Below are 15,375 nucleotides of genomic sequence, written 5' to 3'. Positions count from 1 at the left end.
AGCGGTGCTCGTCGTTAGGCCCACTCGGTGTAGCCGCACTTGCCACAGTGCTTGCGGTCGCCGTGGTCGGCGAGGAAGACGTCACCACAGCGGGGACACTGCTCGCCCTCGATGCTGCCGTCGTCGCCGTAGAGTTCGTAGCGTGCCATTTATGCTTCCTCCGGATCAGCGTCTGCTTCGGCCTCTTCCTCGACGCCGATCTTGTTTCGCTCAAGCATGTGGTCCTGTTCGACGTCGCGGGCGTGGTCTGCGGTGTCGTAGACCTTGGCCTCGCCGACGGTCTTTCGCATCCCGAACTTCGTTTCGAGTTTGCGGATGACGACCTCGTCGGCGTCCTTGTTCAGTTTCGCCGCGAGGCTGTCACGAACCTGGAGTCGCTCCGGGGTTGCGTCCTCGTGGGTCAGTTCGAACGTCACGTCCGTCCGGTGCAACATGGGGTTCTCCGATTCGGAGATGATGTCGACGTCCATGATATCACTCAGTTACCCTACTATCCCCGTGTAGCGCCTAAAAGGATTTCGAAGCGACCAGTGACTGCCGCTCGGCTGACCCACCCTGGATACGGTCCTTGCAGTCGCTTTTATCGAGCACCGGACGGCCGAGAAGGTGATAGCATTCGGTTTCCCATCTCCTGACTAAGGGAAAGACATATTCTCTGCCTGACGAAACCGGTTACCGAATGCCCTCCAGAAGACGCCTCCTCGTCGGAGTCGGCACAACGGCCGCGATCCTGACTGGGACCTACGCGACGCTCGCCGAGGAGAATTCCGATCGAGTCGACTGGCCGATGGCGCGGTATGATCCCGCCGGAACGGGGTCCAATCCCGAGGCCTCGGGACCGAAAACGGCTGTCGAACTCGCGTGGCAACGGGATACGGATTCTCCGATGAACGGGCTGACAGCGCCGATACTTGTCGGCGAGACGCTGTACAGTGTTGGCCAAAACGCGCTGGTCGCCTTCGATCGCAACACCGGCGAGATTCAGTTCGAACGACCGGGATCGTACTGGTCGACGCCGGCCCGCGCCGAGGCGACGGCCTACCGAAGTGCGACGCTCGCCGTCAATAGTCGAACGGGAATCTACGGACTCAGTGCCGACGGCGGCTACGAGGTGTTCGGCCAGTCCATCGGCACCGAGCGCTGGCACACTCCCGGCCAGGATACCAGCAACTGGTCCAGTTCGCCGGCACACAAGCCGTCGCCCGTCGCCGCGAACGGTCTCGTGTACGCGGTCATCCCCGAAACCGACCGAGTAGCCGCTCTGGACGCAAGCAACGGCCAGAGACGGTGGGAGCAGGTCGTCGGCCAGGAGCGGTCGACCGGCTCGAACCGGCCGGCCGTCCTCGACGGCACTGTCTACGTCTCGAGTCGGCCCGGTGATCTCGTCGCTTTCGACGCCGAGACGGGAGCGACTCACTGGCACGTCACATCCGAACCGCGCGCGGACAGCTCCCTGCGCTACCGCAACTTCCGGCCGCCGACGGCGACAGAAGCGGGACTCGTCGTTCCCGACCGAGAGGGTATCGCACTCTTCGACCGAACCGACGGCAGCCTGCTGTGGGACTACCACCACGCGGGGAACGGCACCGACGGCAGCGCCGCGGTCGCCGACGGAACGGTGTTTGTCACGGATGGGGACGAATCACTGCACGCGGTCGACCTCGAAACTGGTGAGCGTGAGTGGACCGCCGACTACAGTCCCGATACCGATCCAGTCGTCGCCGACGGTGTCGTCTACCTCGGCTACCAGATGCCTGAACTGGTTGCGATCGACGCCGAGACGGGCGAGCGGCGCTGGACATATGAGGATTCGACGTACTTCACGCAGCCGATCGTCGGCGACGGCGTGCTGTACGTCCTCGGCAGCGAGGGACTGATGGCCCTCCGGGAGGCGAGCTAACCGTGTCGCGAACTGAATCCAGCGGGTATGACCGTCGAACGTGGTCCGTCGCGCCCGTTCTCTCCACGGCCGCCGGTCGGCTTCGTCGGAATCCTACACTATTCGTTCCGTTCGCGCTCGCCGGATTTGTCCTGTCCGTCATCGACGTTCTTCGCAGTCGTGACCCGATCCCGACGCTCGTCTCCGGCGGACTCGACAAGGCGACGGTCTACCTCGAGTTCGTTGGCTATCCGACCGCGACGAGTCAGACGGTGCTTCCGTTCGAGGCGCTCGTCGGACTCAAACCGCAGTACTTCGCCTGGGGGCTCGGTCTCTATGTTCTCTCGATGCTTGCAATCGCCGTTGCGGGTGTTCTTACGTTGACTGCGTTGCTGGACGGCGAGGCACACCTCGGGCCATTACCGTCGTATCTCGGACTCGTCGTCGGGTTCGATCTCGCCGCCCGGCTGCTCGGTTCGATCGCGTTCCTTCAGGGGATGGGGCTATGGGGAGTCATCCCGCTGGCACTGGTGCTCTTCGTGTTGGTGTGGCTCTTTCCCGCACCCGGACTCGTCGCCGCCGGCGCGTCTCCCTTGACGGCGATCCGCCAAAGCGGCGTCTGGATTCGGGGCGATCGCTGGCCGGCCCTCGGCCTGATCATCATTTTGGGTATCGGCGCGTGGCTTCTCGGCAGTGTACCCGTCGCTGGGACCTTTCTGACCGGTGTACTCGTCGCTCCGGTCCACGCCGTCGCGCTCGTGTCGCTGTTCGAATATCGGCGCAATAGCGAGCTGATCGTGGGGCCGTCAAAGCCGTAGCTACGCTCCGATCACTGCCAGTCCTCGCGGCGTCTGGGTGGCGGCCTCCGACGGCCACTCGATATCGACCCGTTCCCATCGGTCCCCGAAGTCATCGGTGACGAACAGCCCTCGGTTGTTCACGCCGTAGACGGTGTCGTCGTCGCCTGTCGTCGCGAAGACGGCGCGGACGACGCCGTCGCCGGTCGGCAATCCGTTGTCGTCGAGACCCTCCCACGACGCACCTGCTGTGCGGCGGTAGACGTACGACTCGGCGCGGCTGGCGGTGTGGGCCGTCGACGCGCCGCTCGCGCTCGAAACCAACACTTGGTCCGGATCGGCAGGATTTGGGACGACGCTCCAGCAGTAGCGGTGGCCGAGCCCCTCCTGGGGATGGTCCCAGTGCTCGCCACCATCATCGCTTTCGGCATAGCCATCGCCGGCCGCCGCGTAGAGTCGCCCCTCCCGATCGGGATGCGTCGCCAGGCTGTGATTGTCCAGCCGCGAGCCGTCGGGCCGCTCGTGCCACGTCTCGCCGCCGTCCGTGCTGTAGACGAACGCGCCCGCCTCGATGCCGACGTAGAGGCGATCCGGGTCGAACGGGTCGACCTCGAGCCAGCGGACGTGGTGCGTGTGTGGACGCGGCGGGAAGTACCACTCCGATTCCGAAGGCAGATCGGTCAGCCCGCCGAGTTCAGTCCAGGAGTCGCCGCCGTCCGTGCTACGGTAGACGCGGCTGGGTTCGGTACCGGCGTAGAGCACGTCCGGATCGTGCGGGCTGATCGTGAGCGACATGACGGCCTCGCTCGCGAACACGTCGTCGGTTTCGAGTCGGTCGAACGTCTCGCCGCCGTCCGTGCTTCGAAAGAGACCGCGCTCGAACGTGCCGACGAACAGTCGCTCGGGCGCGTTGGGGGAGGCGGCAACGCACTGGAGTTCGTGGCCGGAGAGCCGAGCGGTCGTCGTCCAGCCGGCGGTCGTTTCTGCCACCGTCCTCTGCGTGCCCGTCTCCGATGCGGTGGCTGTGTCCGACGACGAGGACGAGGACTGTGACGACGACTGCGCTGCAGCGTCAGTCGTACAGACGAGAAGCCGATCCCGAAGGGCGATAGCGATACGCATACACTGTCGTAGGCGTTCGATCCTCAAACGAGTCGCGGTGCGTTCGCATGCACGACCCGGCTACTCGATGGTAAACAGTTCCTCGTCGAGTTGCACCCCACCCAATCCGCACTCGAGCGCCCCGAACGCGAGAATTAGCGAAGTCCCGAGCGCGAGGCAGGCGATGAGCGCTCCCCAGACGCTCGGCGCAGTCAACAGTTGCAGGAAGCCAGCTGAACTCGCCGCGACCGACAGGACGGCCAGCCCGACTGCGGCGATTCGCGGCCAGCCTACAGTCGTAACACCGAGCGCGATACGATCGCGGATGCCGACGAGGAGCAGCGCGAGGCCGCCGAACGCGAGCCACCCGATCAGAAACAGATCGATCGTCGTCGTCGGCCCGCCGAGCGCGAACAGTCCGGCGACGACCGCAAGCGTCACTCCTCCGCACACACCGAGTCGCCGTCGAAGCGAGTTCGTTGTAAGTATCGACATTCGACGTTCTTCGTCCATCTTTGGAGTCGACCTCGGTAATCGTTCGGATTTCGCGGCGGTGTGCGAGACGGCGTAGCGCGGGGTATCAGTCGTCGTCCATCGGTGCCGAAACCGCTTCGACGCGCTCGCCGCGCGGTCCGTCGAGTTCAACGTCGGGCAACAAGTCCCGCAGGTAGCGCCCGGTGTGGGAGTCATCGAGTCGGGCCACGTCCTCGGGGGTGCCCGTGGCGACAACGTTGCCGCCGTCTTCACCGCCCTCGGGACCGAGGTCGATGATGTGATCGGCGTTTTTCACGAGATCGAGTTCGTGTTCGATGACGACGATGGTGTTGCCGTTGTCGGTCAGCCGGTGGAGGACGTCGACGAGTTTGCGCTCGTCGGCCGAGTGGAGGCCGGTCGTCGGCTCGTCGAGCAGATACAGCGTCTCGCCGGAATCCTTCTTGCCGAGTTCTTCCGCGAGCTTGATTCGCTGGGCCTCCCCGCCCGAGAGCGTCGTCGAGGGTTGGCCGAGCTTCATGTAATCGAGCCCGACGTCCTGCAGCAATTTGAGCCGGCGGCGGATCTGGCTCGAGGACTCGAAGAACTCGTAGGCCTCCTCGACGCTCATGTCGAGCACGTCGGAGATGGTCTTGCCTTTGTAGGTGACGTCGAGGGTGGCGTCGTTGTAGCGCTCGCCGCCGCATTCCTCGCAGGGGACGTAGACGTCCGAGAGGAAGTTCATCTCGATCTTCACGGTGCCCTGTCCGCCACACTCCTTGCAGCGTCCCTCTTTGACGTTGAAGGAGAAGCGTCCCTTCTCGTAGCCGCGCTGTTTCGCCAGTTTGGTCTGGGCGAACAAATCCCGGATGTAGTCGAAGACGCCGGTGTACGTGGCGGGGTTCGAGCGGGGGGTGCGACCGATCGGCGACTGGTCGATCAGGCGGACGGTTTCGATCTGATCGAGCCCCTCGAGTTCGTCGTGGTCGCCGGGAATGACGCTCGTGTTGTCGTTCATCTCGCGGGCGAGACCCTTGTAGAGCACGTCGTGCATGAGCGTGGACTTGCCGGAGCCCGAGACGCCGGTGATCGCCGTAAAGCACCCGAGCGGGATGTCCACGTCAAGGTTCGAGAGGTTGTGCTGGCGTGCGCCGAGGATCGTCAGCGTGCCGTCAGACTCGCTTTGCTCGTCCGACGAAGTCCCACTCGCTTCGCTCGCGGGACCGCCGTCGGGGTCGCGGCGCTCCTCCGGGACCGGAATCTGCCGACGGCCGGAGAGGTAGTCGCCGGTGATCGACTCCTCGCAGGCTTTGACGTCCTCGACGGAGCCGTTGACGACGACTTCGCCGCCACGCTTGCCGGGTCCAGGTCCCATGTCGATGACGTTGTCCGCGCGGCGCATCGTCTCCTCGTCGTGCTCGACGACGAGCAGGGTATTGCCGAGATCCCGAAGTTCCTCGAGCGTGTCGAGCAGGCGGTCGTTGTCCCGTTGGTGGAGGCCGATGGAGGGCTCGTCGAGCACGTAGAGGACGCCGACGAGACCGGAACCGATCTGCGTCGCGAGCCGGATGCGCTGGCTCTCGCCGCCCGAAAGCGTCGAGGCCTCGCGGTCGAGGGTGAGGTACTCGAGGCCGACCTCGACCATGAAGCCGAGGCGGGCGCGGATTTCCTTTAAGATCTCCTCGGCGATGACCCGCTCGCGCTCGGTGAGGTCGGCTTCCATCGATTCGAAGTGGGCGAGCGCGTCGCCGATGCTCATCGCGTTGATTTCCGTGATGGCGGCGTCGTCGACCAGCACGGCCCTGGAAGCGGGTTTCAGCCGAGTTCCGTCGCAGGCCGGACACTCCGTGACCGACATGTAATCCTCGATGTGCTCGCGGGTCGAGTCCGAATCGGTCTCGATGTACCGCCGTTCGAGGTTCGGAATAACGCCCTCGAAGCGCTTTTGTTTGCGTCGAGTACCGTTTTTCGTGCTGCGCTTGAAGACGACTTCGCGGTCGGTGCCGTAGAGGAACTGCCGTTGTACGCCCTCGTCGAGGTCCTCGAACGGCGTCGTCAGCGACACGTCGAAGTGCTCGGCGACGGCGTCGAGACGAGTTTGGTAGTACGACCGGTTGTAGCTCCAGGCTTCGAAGACGTGCTTGACCGGCTTCGAGGGGTCCTGGACGACCAGGTTCTCGTCGACCTCCTTCGTCTCGCCCAGGCCCTCACACTCGGGACAGGCTCCGTGGGGCGAGTTGAAGGAAAAGGAGCGCGTCTCGATCTCCGGCACGTCGATCCCGCAGTGGGTGCAGGCCAGATCCTTCGAGAACTCGACGACGAAGCGATCGTCCGCCTCGACTTCCTCGCCAAGCGCGCCCGTCCGGCGAGCCTCCTCGCCGAGTTCGGCCGCAACTTCCTCGGGCGCGTCGGGAAGGATGACCTTCAGCACGCCCTCGGCCTCGTCGAGCGCCGTCTCGACGCTGTCGACGATCCGCGGGCGATCCTCGGTCGAGACCGTCACGCGGTCGACGATCACGTCGACGGTGTGATCGAAGTTCTCGTCCAGGTCGGGCGTATCGAGCGTGAGGTCGTGTTCCTCGCCGTCGACCTCGACGCGGGCGTAGCCCTCCGAGACGAGTTCATCAAAGAGGTCCTCGAAGGCCCCCTTCTGGTCACGGACGACGGGCGCTGCGAGTTTGGCCTTCGTCCCCTCGGGGAGTTCGAGGATGCGCTCGACCATGTTCTGGGCCGACTGCTCACCGACCTCGCGGCCGCACTCGGGGCAGTGTGGCGTGCCGACGCGGGCGTACAGCAGGCGGAGGTAGTCGTGGAGTTCCGTGACGGTTCCCACCGTCGAACGCGGATTGTTCGCGGCGTTCTTCTGATCGATCGAAATCGCCGGCGAGAGTCCCTCGACGGTCTCGACCTGGGGCTTGTCCATCTGCCCAAGGAAGTTCCTGGCGTAGGCCGAGAGGCTCTCGATGTACCGACGCTGTCCCTCGGCATAGACGGTCTCGAACGCCAGCGAAGACTTGCCCGATCCCGAGAGGCCGGTGACGACAGTGAACTCCTCGCGGGGGATCGTCACGTCGAGATCCTTCAGGTTGTGCTCTTCCGCCCCGCGTACTTCGATTGTCTCCTTGCTCATCGGTCTGCACTCGTCGGACGACGGGAAAACGGTGGTCGCAGTAACGGTGCTCGATTCATTGTAGTTGTGTCAGTAGCCGAAGCAACTTAACGGGTCTGAAAGCAGAATAACGTGGCTATTGGTAACTATTAGCGTTGCTCCATGCGGTGGCTCGGTCCGACCAAAGTATCTTCGGTCGGTAGCCCGAACAGTCATGCATGAGCGACGACAGCGGGAGCGAGCCGACACTGTCGGTCGACGAGTTCGTCGAGTACTGTCGGACGCAGGCGGGGCTGCTCAGCGGTCACGTCGAGACCATGCGCGAGGAGGCCGACGACCTGCTCGACGACATCGACGCGGACATGGCCGAGATCCGGTCGCGACTCGAGGCGAAGTCGTCGGGCGTCAACGGGACCAAAACGCCGTCGCCGACGGGTGCGGTCGGAGCCGCGGGTCCGAACGCAACCGATACCGATCTCGAGGAGATCGAAGCGCTCGAGAACGATGTCGAGGAAAAACAGTTTCTCGTCGAGGCGAAGCAGACTCGAATGGCAGCCTTCCAGCAACTCGCGGCCGACTACACTGAACTCGGGACCGAACTACAGTCGGACGTAACGGACGGACAGGAAGCGCTGGAACGGGTTATCCACTTCGAGGCCGACCACGACGCACCGGTGTACTTCGAGGATCGGCAGACGGTGTACGAGGCCGCGGCTGCGAGTTCGAGCGGCGAGCCGGCGAACGGAAACGGCGTCACCGGCGGTGACGAGCCGCCGGATGAGAACGGTTAGAGGTCGCCTCGGAGCACGACGTCGTCGCCGACCGACGCGAGCATCTCCTCCGTGACGGTGTAGTCCTCTTCGTCTTTGCCCTCCCAGCCGAGGGAGGCAAGCAGGTGTTCTGCGATCGACGGATTGGGATCGACGGCGGCGCGATTCCCGTCGACTTTCGCAACGATCCCGAGTTCTTTCCCTTCCGCATCGACGACCGTCTTGCCGATGTCGTCTTCGGTCAGTGGTGCTGTCATACGAACCGATAGGTCGATATCGCGGATAACGCTCCGGCCGTCTCCTGCTGGCTCGCACGGCGTGGCAATAGCGTCCCCGGAGTATATACTGCTGGCACCCGTGGACGCTACTGCGGTGCTCTTTCCACGCTGACCGCCGCGAGCGCGGTTCGAGCCGAAACTCAGAATCGGAGCCTCGGCTCGATAGAGCAGACCACCAGACCCACGCTACCATGAGCCACACACTCGAAATCAGCGACGATCTCAAGGACCGACTCGACGAACACTGCGAGCCGGGCCAGTCCCCCGAAGAACTCATCGCAGAACTGGTGTCGATGTACGAGACGGAGGGGACCTTCCTGCAGGAAGGCTACTCCGAGTGACGCGTTGTCGGCGGCTCGGACGTCGCTCTTTCGGCGTCGAGTTCAGCGGCCAGATAGCGCCAGCGCTCGTCCTGGTCGGCGAACGATTCCGTCGTTCCCCACTCGTCGGTAATCGTAAAGCCGGCCGCCCGTAACTGCTCCCGCGTCGCCTCGATACCGGCGATGTGCCACTGCATCTCGACGCCGCTGTCGAGCCAGTCGGGATTCGTCCCGGTCCACTCGCGTGCTCCCTCCGAGACGAGCACGCGACCACTCGGGCGCAGGACGCGACTGAACTCGTCGATGACCGCCCGGTGGTCCGCGAGCGGCACGTGGATCAGCGAGTGGAGCGCGGTGACGGCGTCACAGCAGTCATCGCGAAACGGGAGTCGCGTCATATCGCCCTGCGAGAGGGATGCCGTCGGCGCGTTCTCCGCGGCGAGTTCGAGTTGGGTGCGCGAGACGTCGATGCCGATTGCGTCGCGGGTTCCGTTTTCGACGGTGTCTCCGTCTCCGTTTCCGTCTTCGTTCGCGTTCCCGTTTCCGTCGCCGGTTCGAGGTCCGTCTCCGTCGAGGTCGCGGAGAACGGGCGTTCCTTGCCCGCAGCCGGCGTCGAGCACCCGTCCCGGGGTCTCCAGCGAGCGCAGAAAGGTCGTGAGCACGTCGCGTTCGCGTCCGTCCTCGTTCGCCGCTCGTTCCACGGCGTACGTCTCCGCGAGTTCGTCGTACCCGCGTCGAACGGCTGTTTTGTCGACCATGGGCGACGATCCGCCTGCTGGATAATCAAGTTTCGGTGCACGGAGCCTGTTGGATGATCGAGTTTCGATGCCTGGAACGGGACCGCGGGCGAGCGCAGGGACGGCGCGACGGCGACGCGGGAGGGTAACTCGGTCAGTCGCGCGTCGGCGGGCCGGTGCCGGACTCTCGGTGCTCGTCGTCTTCGCCGCGTTCGAGACGGAGGTGGTCGATAGCGTGGAGCTCGACGACGGGGATGACCTTGGCGACGAGGAGGAAGAACAGCGAGACCATGCCGATCGTCCCGGTGAGTGAGGCGAACTCGATCAGGCTGGGAATGTAGTGGCCAGGTGTTGCGGCGTAGATTTCGAACGCGGGGTACTCCAGGCCTTCGACGACGAACAGGACCTTCTCGAGGATCGTCCCGAGGAGGATCGCAACGGCGGCGACGGCGGCGCGTCGTCGGGTAAAGAGGGCGGGGCGGATCGTCTGTGCGAAGATGTACGCGAGGGTGAGACTGACGAGTGTCATCGAGATGATGTAGATGGGGTTCCCGATGGACGCTGCCCAGACGTGACCCAGGTCGGTCGGTGGGGCGAAGGTTCCGGTGAGTAGCTGCTGCAGTTGGAGCCACAGGAACAGGAGGCTGAAGAAGCCGAGCCAGAGCGTGAGTCCGCGGAAGATGTCGTCGGTGATGATGTGGTCCCAGTCGTATGCGTGACGGAAGGCGCTGGCGAGGAGAATAACGCCGCTGATCGCGGAGGTCAGGGCGATGGTGAGAAACTGCGGTCCCTGAACGCCGCCGAACCAGCGCGGCAGGGTCGGGAGCACGGCAAACAGCCACGGGATCACACCGCCGTGGAGCAGCAGTGGTGCCATGATGATGATGGCCAGTGCGATCCACCAGACCATTCGCTGGACGACCTCGTCCTCGCGTTCGGTGTAACCGATCGTCAGCATGTTGTAGATCGGATTGAAGCGGTCCGGCAGATCGGACTGCAGCCGGCTGATGTCGTACCGGAGCGTCAGTGCGAGATACGTCGCCGTCAGGACGAAGTAGGCCGTGATGACGGTCACGTCCCACACCAGCGGTGATGCGTGGACGGTGATATGGTAGTGGCCGGCGATGCTCGTGACCATCCGATCCGGTCGGCCGAGGTGGACGACGATGTAGAACGCGGCCGCGGAGAGCGCACCGATGGTGAGCAGTTCGGCCAGACGGGCGACCGGCATGTAGCGGTCCATGCCGAGCAGTCGGACTGCAGCAGAGAGGATGATGCCACCGTGGGCGATCCCGACCCACCAGATGAACGCGCCGATGTAGATTCCCCACGTGACACCGCCGCCGGTCCCCCAGTCACCCAGCCCGGTGACGACCATCCCCTCTGTGAGCTGATAGCCCCACCCGAGGAGAAAGAGCCCGAACGCCAACCCAGCAATAGCAACGAGAACGTAGTATACGGTCGATGTTTGCCGGATCGGCCGAAGCACGTCCGCCTCGGTGGGTGATTTCGTGCTCATCGTGAGTATCTCACATGTTGTACCGCAGCGACACAGTTTGTTTCGAGCGTTGGCCTTGCAAGGATCGGATAGGTGGACAGAACCAGCACGCTCTCCGGAATCGTGTCCTTGCACTCCCGACTCGCAGAACGTGTGGTAACAAGTGTCATTAAAGTGGCCCGGTGCAGTAGAAACACCCATGCACCTGCTCGTCGCGCTCGACGACTCCGAGCCGGGCTGGGCCGCGCTCGAGTACGCCCTCAGGGAGCACCCGGACGACGAGATTACCGTTCTTCACGCCGTCTCCCTCTCGGAGAGCAGCTACGGCGAGTTCGCGCATCTGGGTGCCGGACCGCTGCTCGAGCAACGCCGCGAGCGAGCGACGGGCCTGTTCGAGGCGGCCCACGACCGCGCCGCGGCGGCCGAGCAGTCACTGGCGACCGAACTGGTCGAGGGACGACCGGCTCGCGCAATTGTCGACTACGCTCGCGACCATGCCGTCGATCGGATCGTTATCGGCAGTCACGGCCGGACGGGGGTCTCGCGGGCGCTACTGGGAAGTGTCGCAGAACAGGTCGTTCGTCGAGCACCGGTTCCAGTGACGATCGTTCGATAACGGGCTAAGATCGGTATCGACGCCAAACTGCGACGGGAACCTTACTGCTCCTGGCTCTGTGCAGGCGCGAGGTCGTCGATCTCGACGGACGGCTCGAGAAGGACCTCCGCCTGCTCGCCGATATCGCGCTGTTCGCGCATCAACTGCTTGAGCGTCCGCTGCGGCGAGAGGGCGCCGATGAGCACACCGCCGACGATCTTACCGTCCTTGATCGCGATCCGCCGCCACTCCGTGTCGCTGTACCGGCGTTCGACGTGTTCGTCACCGAGCGTCGGATGACCGAAGGAGAGGAACGGGAAGTCAAAGTGCGTAATCGAGTACGACGAAACCCACTCGAACACTTCGTCCTCGTCGTCTGCAGCCATATTGACCGCCGCGACACGACCCTGTTCCTTTGCCGATCCCCAGGACCCGTTCTGGGCCTCTTCGTCGAGTAGCACGTCGTAGAAGCGAGTAATGTCTCCCGCCGCGTAGATGTCGTCGACGTTCGTCTGCATGAACTCGTCGACGACGATGCCGTTGTTCATCTCGAGGCCGACCCCGCGGAGGAACTCGGTGTTGAACGTCAGCCCGATTGCGACGCCGGCGAAGTCACACTCGTACCGGTCGCCGTTCGGGTCGACGGCGGCCGTGACCTGTCCGTCCGCGTCGGTCTCGAAGTAGTCGACGCCGCTGTCGAAGACCGGTTCGACGCCCTTCTCGCGCATGCCCTCGTGCATGATCTCCGCGCCGTCCCCGGAGAGCGCGTAGCGCCACCAGCGGTCGCCGCGCATGAGGTACTTGCCCTCGACGCCCTGTGCGCCACAGACGGCGGCGAAGTCGATACCGAGGAGTCCAGCACCGACGATGACGCCGTTCTCTGCGGCTTCCGCGCTCTCGCGGATGCGACGGGCGTCCTGGAACGTCCAGAAGTGGTGGACGCCCTCGGCATCGCTGTCGTCGACCGGTAGCTGGGTCGGCGTTCCGCCGGTCGCGATAAGCAGCTTATCGTAGGTGGTGTCCTCCCCCTCGTGGGTGTGGACGATCTTCTCGTTCGGATCGACCGTCGTCACGTGCGTGTTGAGCGAGAGGTCGATGTCACGCTCTTCGTACCACTCTTCGTCGTGAATCGAGATTGGTGCTTCGGGAAGTTTGCCCTTCGCGTGTTCCTTGATGAGAATGCGATTGTACAGCGACTCCCCCTCATCGGTGATGACGGTAATCGACGACTCCGGGTCTTCTTCCCGAAGGGTCTCGGCAGCCGAACTGCCCGAGATACCGTCCCCGATGATGACGTAGTCTGTCATATCTCGACCGTTCGTAATGCGGGTTAAAGTGGATTGCTATCTCGTTCATTTTGCCGTTCGACCTCAAAGATCGTAACAATCGTCAGGTATCCCTCGATGCTTGTGAACAATGGTAACTCCGCCGGCGCGACTGACCCGCTCTCGAAAACAATCCAGTCCAGACTCAGAACACGCTCCCGAACCGCTCTTTAGGAACGACACCGTACCATTCGCTATGAAACTTCGCCAGAACGCGCGCCATTTCGCCTCTCGAACAGCACTACAGACGCCGGTCGTTCGATCCGTCGCCACCGCCGGACTCGTCCGTCTCCACACACGCGTTTTCCTCGACAAAGCAGACCCCGCCCACGCCGACGAGCGTGAGGACCACCTCGACGACCTCTTCGAGGCCACGATCGACACCTACCTGCGGGCACTCAAGGACGGCTACTCCGAGGCCGAAGCCCGCGAAATCACCCACATCCAGGCCGCGTTCGACTTCTACAACCACGGCTGGACCGAGATGATGGAATTTCCCACGGACGAACTCGACGCCCACTACGACCGCTACCGCGAGTTCTTCGAGCGCTGGGACATTACGATCGACGAACCGCTCGGCCAGTTCGCGCCGGCGGCGGGGCTTACCGAGGCCCCATCGACGCCCGAGAAACTCGATGATCCCGTCCACCCCCACGCGGAGGGTGGCTTTGCGGATGATGTCTACGTCGAAACCGAGTCGGGAGAGACCGTCGTCGGCGGGCGGGACGAACCCGCTGACGTCGACGTTTCGCAGGCGGTTGGCGTCCGCGATGCGGCCGAGACGGAGACGACCGAGAACGAAAACAAGAATGAGAGCGGCGGTGACGGCGAGAACTGAGCGCACCGGTCCGGTCGATCACCTCGCGCTGGCGCTGCAACCGCCGCTGCGCTCTCGCCGATGCCGTTGACACCATCGATGCCGCCAACGCCAACCGGCTTCCACTTGACTTCCACTACACCCGCGGCAGCGACCGATACTCGCCCGTCGTACTACGAGCCGTTGCGCTGACCTGACCGAACCCGCCTCGACCCGCTATCAGAGTCGGCTCTCCGAACCCGCTGCAGCTCGCTTCCAGTCCTCAAAGCCACTCCGGTGTGACGTACTCCGCCGTCGCGTGCTCGTCCGGCCAGATGACTTCTTGGGTGCCGTTCCCCGCATCGTCTTCCTGCCACTGGAAGTACAGCGTATCGCCCCGGTTGTACGCGAGGTCGTGCGGGAACTCGTGATCCCGGCCGTAGAACTCGATCTGCCCGGCGCTGCCGGTGAACTCGATGTCTTCGAGCACCGGCACGAGGTCGGCGGAATCGACCGTTTCCGCCTGCGTGGCCGCCTCGGCGAACAGCGCGACCGCGTCGTAGGCGAAGTAGCCGGTGTAGACCGGCGAAGACTCGCCGTAGGCGTCCTGATACGCGTCCTCGAAGGTCGGTGTTTCCGCCGTTACCTCCGCACCGAGCGGCGCGCTGCTCTGTCCGACCGCAAACTGACAGGCACCGTCGACCGCGTCGTAGTAGGTCGGCAGCTGCATCGGCACGTGGATCCCGCCGAACCCGAGTTCAGGTTCCTGGGCCGTCCAGTCGACGACGGCGTCGGTACCGGTGTGGGCGGTCGAGATGAAGACGGCGTCGGCACCCTCGGCTTCGGCCGTCTCGTAGATGGTCGAGAAGTCGTCGGTTGCCGGCGGGTACCGTTCTTCCATGGCGATATCGAGATCGATTCCCGACTGTTCGTCCTGGAAGGTTTCCCACGCGCCGCGGTTCCACTCGTAGTCCTCGGCCAGCAGCGCGATCGAGTCCCACCCCAGATCGGGTGCCATGTCGCCGAGGAAGTCGATCTGGGCCTGCCCGAGGTCGTAGTCGTTGACCGGTCCGGCGCGAAAGTGGTACTTGTATTGCTCGTAGTCCTCGCGGACGAGTTCACTCACGCTAGAGGTTGCGGCACCGGCGGTGATGTGAAGCGTCTCCTGTTCCGCAATATCGTCGATGATCGTCTCGAGGACCTCGCTCGTCGAGACGCCGATTGTAACGGCCGCATCCTCCTCGAGAACGAGCCGTTGATATTCGCGGCGGGCCTCGAGCGGGCTCCCGCTCGTGTTTCCGACCGCCAGTTCGACCGTGCGACCGTTGATACCGCCCGTCTCGTTGAGAAGATCGCGGGCGACCTGGGCCGAGCGGACGATGGCGCGACCGTTGAAGTCGTTTTCCGGTTCGGGAGCCAAAACGCCGATCGTCACCGTCTCGTCGCCGTCGGTTTCACTGCCGACGATGGTGTCGTACGTCTCCGTACATCCAGCGGTAGAAAGTGTGGCTGCACCGGCCGCTGTCGCGAGAAGTTGACGCCGTCGAAGACTGTGCTGGGTCTGCTGGCCAGCAGTGGTCGGGGTTGGATACTCCCGATCAAAGTCTGTCATACTGGACTGTCCTTTCGACCTATGTTTCTTAACGGTTCCGGACGGGTTCACGCGAGACAGGGACTGCTGAGTAACTACTCTGTCGCC

General features: G+C 63.9%; 16 protein-coding genes. 6 read left to right on the top strand and 10 right to left on the bottom strand.

The window, feature by feature from the left end; translation table 11 throughout:
• Nucleotides 1–14: 14 nt before the first annotated feature.
• Both C484_RS05845 and C484_RS05840 read right to left on the bottom strand, forming a co-directional pair.
• Nucleotides 15–149, bottom strand: coding sequence for a 30S ribosomal protein S27ae (locus tag C484_RS05845; protein WP_006107993.1), 135 nt, complete (start codon nt 147–149; stop codon nt 15–17).
• The gene (locus C484_RS05840; protein ID WP_006665793.1) at nt 150–470 is read right to left on the bottom strand and encodes a 30S ribosomal protein S24e; all 321 of its coding nucleotides are present in this window, start codon (nt 468–470) and stop codon (nt 150–152) included.
• A 209-nt stretch (nt 471–679) separates the two neighbouring features.
• Here C484_RS05840 and C484_RS05835 point away from each other — a divergent pair, with 209 nt between their 5' ends.
• Both C484_RS05835 and C484_RS05830 read left to right on the top strand, forming a co-directional pair.
• Nucleotides 680–1,900 carry a PQQ-binding-like beta-propeller repeat protein gene (locus tag C484_RS05835; RefSeq protein ID WP_006825021.1) on the top strand — a complete coding sequence of 407 codons (1,221 nt, stop codon included), beginning with the start codon at nt 680–682 and terminating at the stop codon, nt 1,898–1,900.
• Nucleotides 1,901–1,902: 2 nt separating this feature from the next.
• Entirely contained in the window at nt 1,903–2,697 is a 795-nt protein-coding gene (locus tag C484_RS05830; protein WP_006825020.1) for a hypothetical protein, read from the top strand.
• On the opposite strand, the gene C484_RS05825 is transcribed toward C484_RS05830, so the two are convergent.
• From C484_RS05825 to uvrA, 3 genes are all read right to left on the bottom strand, one after another.
• A complete protein-coding gene (locus tag C484_RS05825) occupies nt 2,698–3,798 on the bottom strand; it encodes a WD40/YVTN/BNR-like repeat-containing protein (protein ID WP_006825019.1) in 1,101 nt (366 codons plus the stop codon). It lies immediately after the preceding gene.
• Nucleotides 3,799–3,858: 60 nt separating this feature from the next.
• Nucleotides 3,859–4,272, bottom strand: coding sequence for a hypothetical protein (locus C484_RS05820; RefSeq protein WP_049915060.1), 414 nt, complete (start codon nt 4,270–4,272; stop codon nt 3,859–3,861).
• 85 nt (nt 4,273–4,357) lie between these two features.
• Nucleotides 4,358–7,378: an excinuclease ABC subunit UvrA gene (uvrA, locus tag C484_RS05815; RefSeq protein ID WP_006825017.1), complete on the bottom strand. Its 3,021-nt coding sequence runs from the start codon at nt 7,376–7,378 to the stop codon at nt 4,358–4,360.
• A gap of 197 nt (nt 7,379–7,575) precedes the next feature.
• Here uvrA and C484_RS05810 point away from each other — a divergent pair, with 197 nt between their 5' ends.
• Nucleotides 7,576–8,148 (top strand): hypothetical protein, encoded by a 573-nt coding sequence (locus C484_RS05810; protein ID WP_006825016.1) that lies wholly within the window; start codon nt 7,576–7,578, stop codon nt 8,146–8,148.
• On the opposite strand, the gene C484_RS05805 is transcribed toward C484_RS05810, so the two are convergent.
• Nucleotides 8,145–8,384 carry a PRC-barrel domain-containing protein gene (locus tag C484_RS05805; protein WP_006825015.1) on the bottom strand — a complete coding sequence of 80 codons (240 nt, stop codon included), beginning with the start codon at nt 8,382–8,384 and terminating at the stop codon, nt 8,145–8,147. The two genes, C484_RS05810 and C484_RS05805, sit on opposite strands and share 4 nt — an antisense overlap.
• 212 nt (nt 8,385–8,596) lie before the next feature.
• On the opposite strand from C484_RS05805, the gene C484_RS23580 reads away from it, so the two are divergent.
• Nucleotides 8,597–8,746: a DUF7557 family protein gene (locus tag C484_RS23580; protein ID WP_006825014.1), complete on the top strand. Its 150-nt coding sequence runs from the start codon at nt 8,597–8,599 to the stop codon at nt 8,744–8,746.
• Here C484_RS23580 and C484_RS05800 read toward each other — a convergent pair.
• Together C484_RS05800 and nrfD are read right to left on the bottom strand one after the other, a co-directional pair.
• Nucleotides 8,734–9,483, bottom strand: coding sequence for a class I SAM-dependent methyltransferase (locus C484_RS05800; protein WP_006825013.1), 750 nt, complete (start codon nt 9,481–9,483; stop codon nt 8,734–8,736). The genes C484_RS23580 and C484_RS05800 overlap by 13 nt on opposite strands.
• 133 nt (nt 9,484–9,616) lie before the next feature.
• Nucleotides 9,617–10,981: an NrfD/PsrC family molybdoenzyme membrane anchor subunit gene (gene nrfD / locus C484_RS05795; protein WP_006825012.1), complete on the bottom strand. Its 1,365-nt coding sequence runs from the start codon at nt 10,979–10,981 to the stop codon at nt 9,617–9,619.
• Between the two features lie 178 nt (nt 10,982–11,159).
• On the opposite strand from nrfD, the gene C484_RS05790 reads away from it, so the two are divergent.
• On the top strand, nt 11,160–11,576 hold the full coding sequence (locus C484_RS05790) for a universal stress protein (protein ID WP_006825011.1): 417 nt from the start codon (nt 11,160–11,162) through the stop codon (nt 11,574–11,576).
• Between the two features lie 41 nt (nt 11,577–11,617).
• Here C484_RS05790 and C484_RS05785 read toward each other — a convergent pair whose 3' ends face one another.
• Nucleotides 11,618–12,862: an NAD(P)/FAD-dependent oxidoreductase gene (locus C484_RS05785; protein WP_006825010.1), complete on the bottom strand. Its 1,245-nt coding sequence runs from the start codon at nt 12,860–12,862 to the stop codon at nt 11,618–11,620.
• Nucleotides 12,863–13,076: 214 nt separating this feature from the next.
• On the opposite strand from C484_RS05785, the gene C484_RS05780 reads away from it, so the two are divergent.
• Nucleotides 13,077–13,718 carry a DUF6149 family protein gene (locus C484_RS05780; RefSeq protein ID WP_006825009.1) on the top strand — a complete coding sequence of 214 codons (642 nt, stop codon included), beginning with the start codon at nt 13,077–13,079 and terminating at the stop codon, nt 13,716–13,718.
• A gap of 241 nt (nt 13,719–13,959) precedes the next feature.
• Here C484_RS05780 and C484_RS05775 read toward each other — a convergent pair whose 3' ends face one another.
• Nucleotides 13,960–15,288, bottom strand: a complete 1,329-nt coding sequence (locus tag C484_RS05775; RefSeq protein WP_006825008.1) for an ABC transporter substrate-binding protein — start codon at nt 15,286–15,288, stop codon at nt 13,960–13,962.
• Nucleotides 15,289–15,375 lie beyond the last annotated feature (87 nt).

The sequence above is a fragment of the Natrialba taiwanensis DSM 12281 genome (genome assembly GCF_000337595.1).
Lineage (GTDB): Archaea > Halobacteriota > Halobacteria > Halobacteriales > Natrialbaceae > Natrialba > Natrialba taiwanensis.
This window is presented reverse-complemented; position numbering and strand designations above follow the sequence as displayed.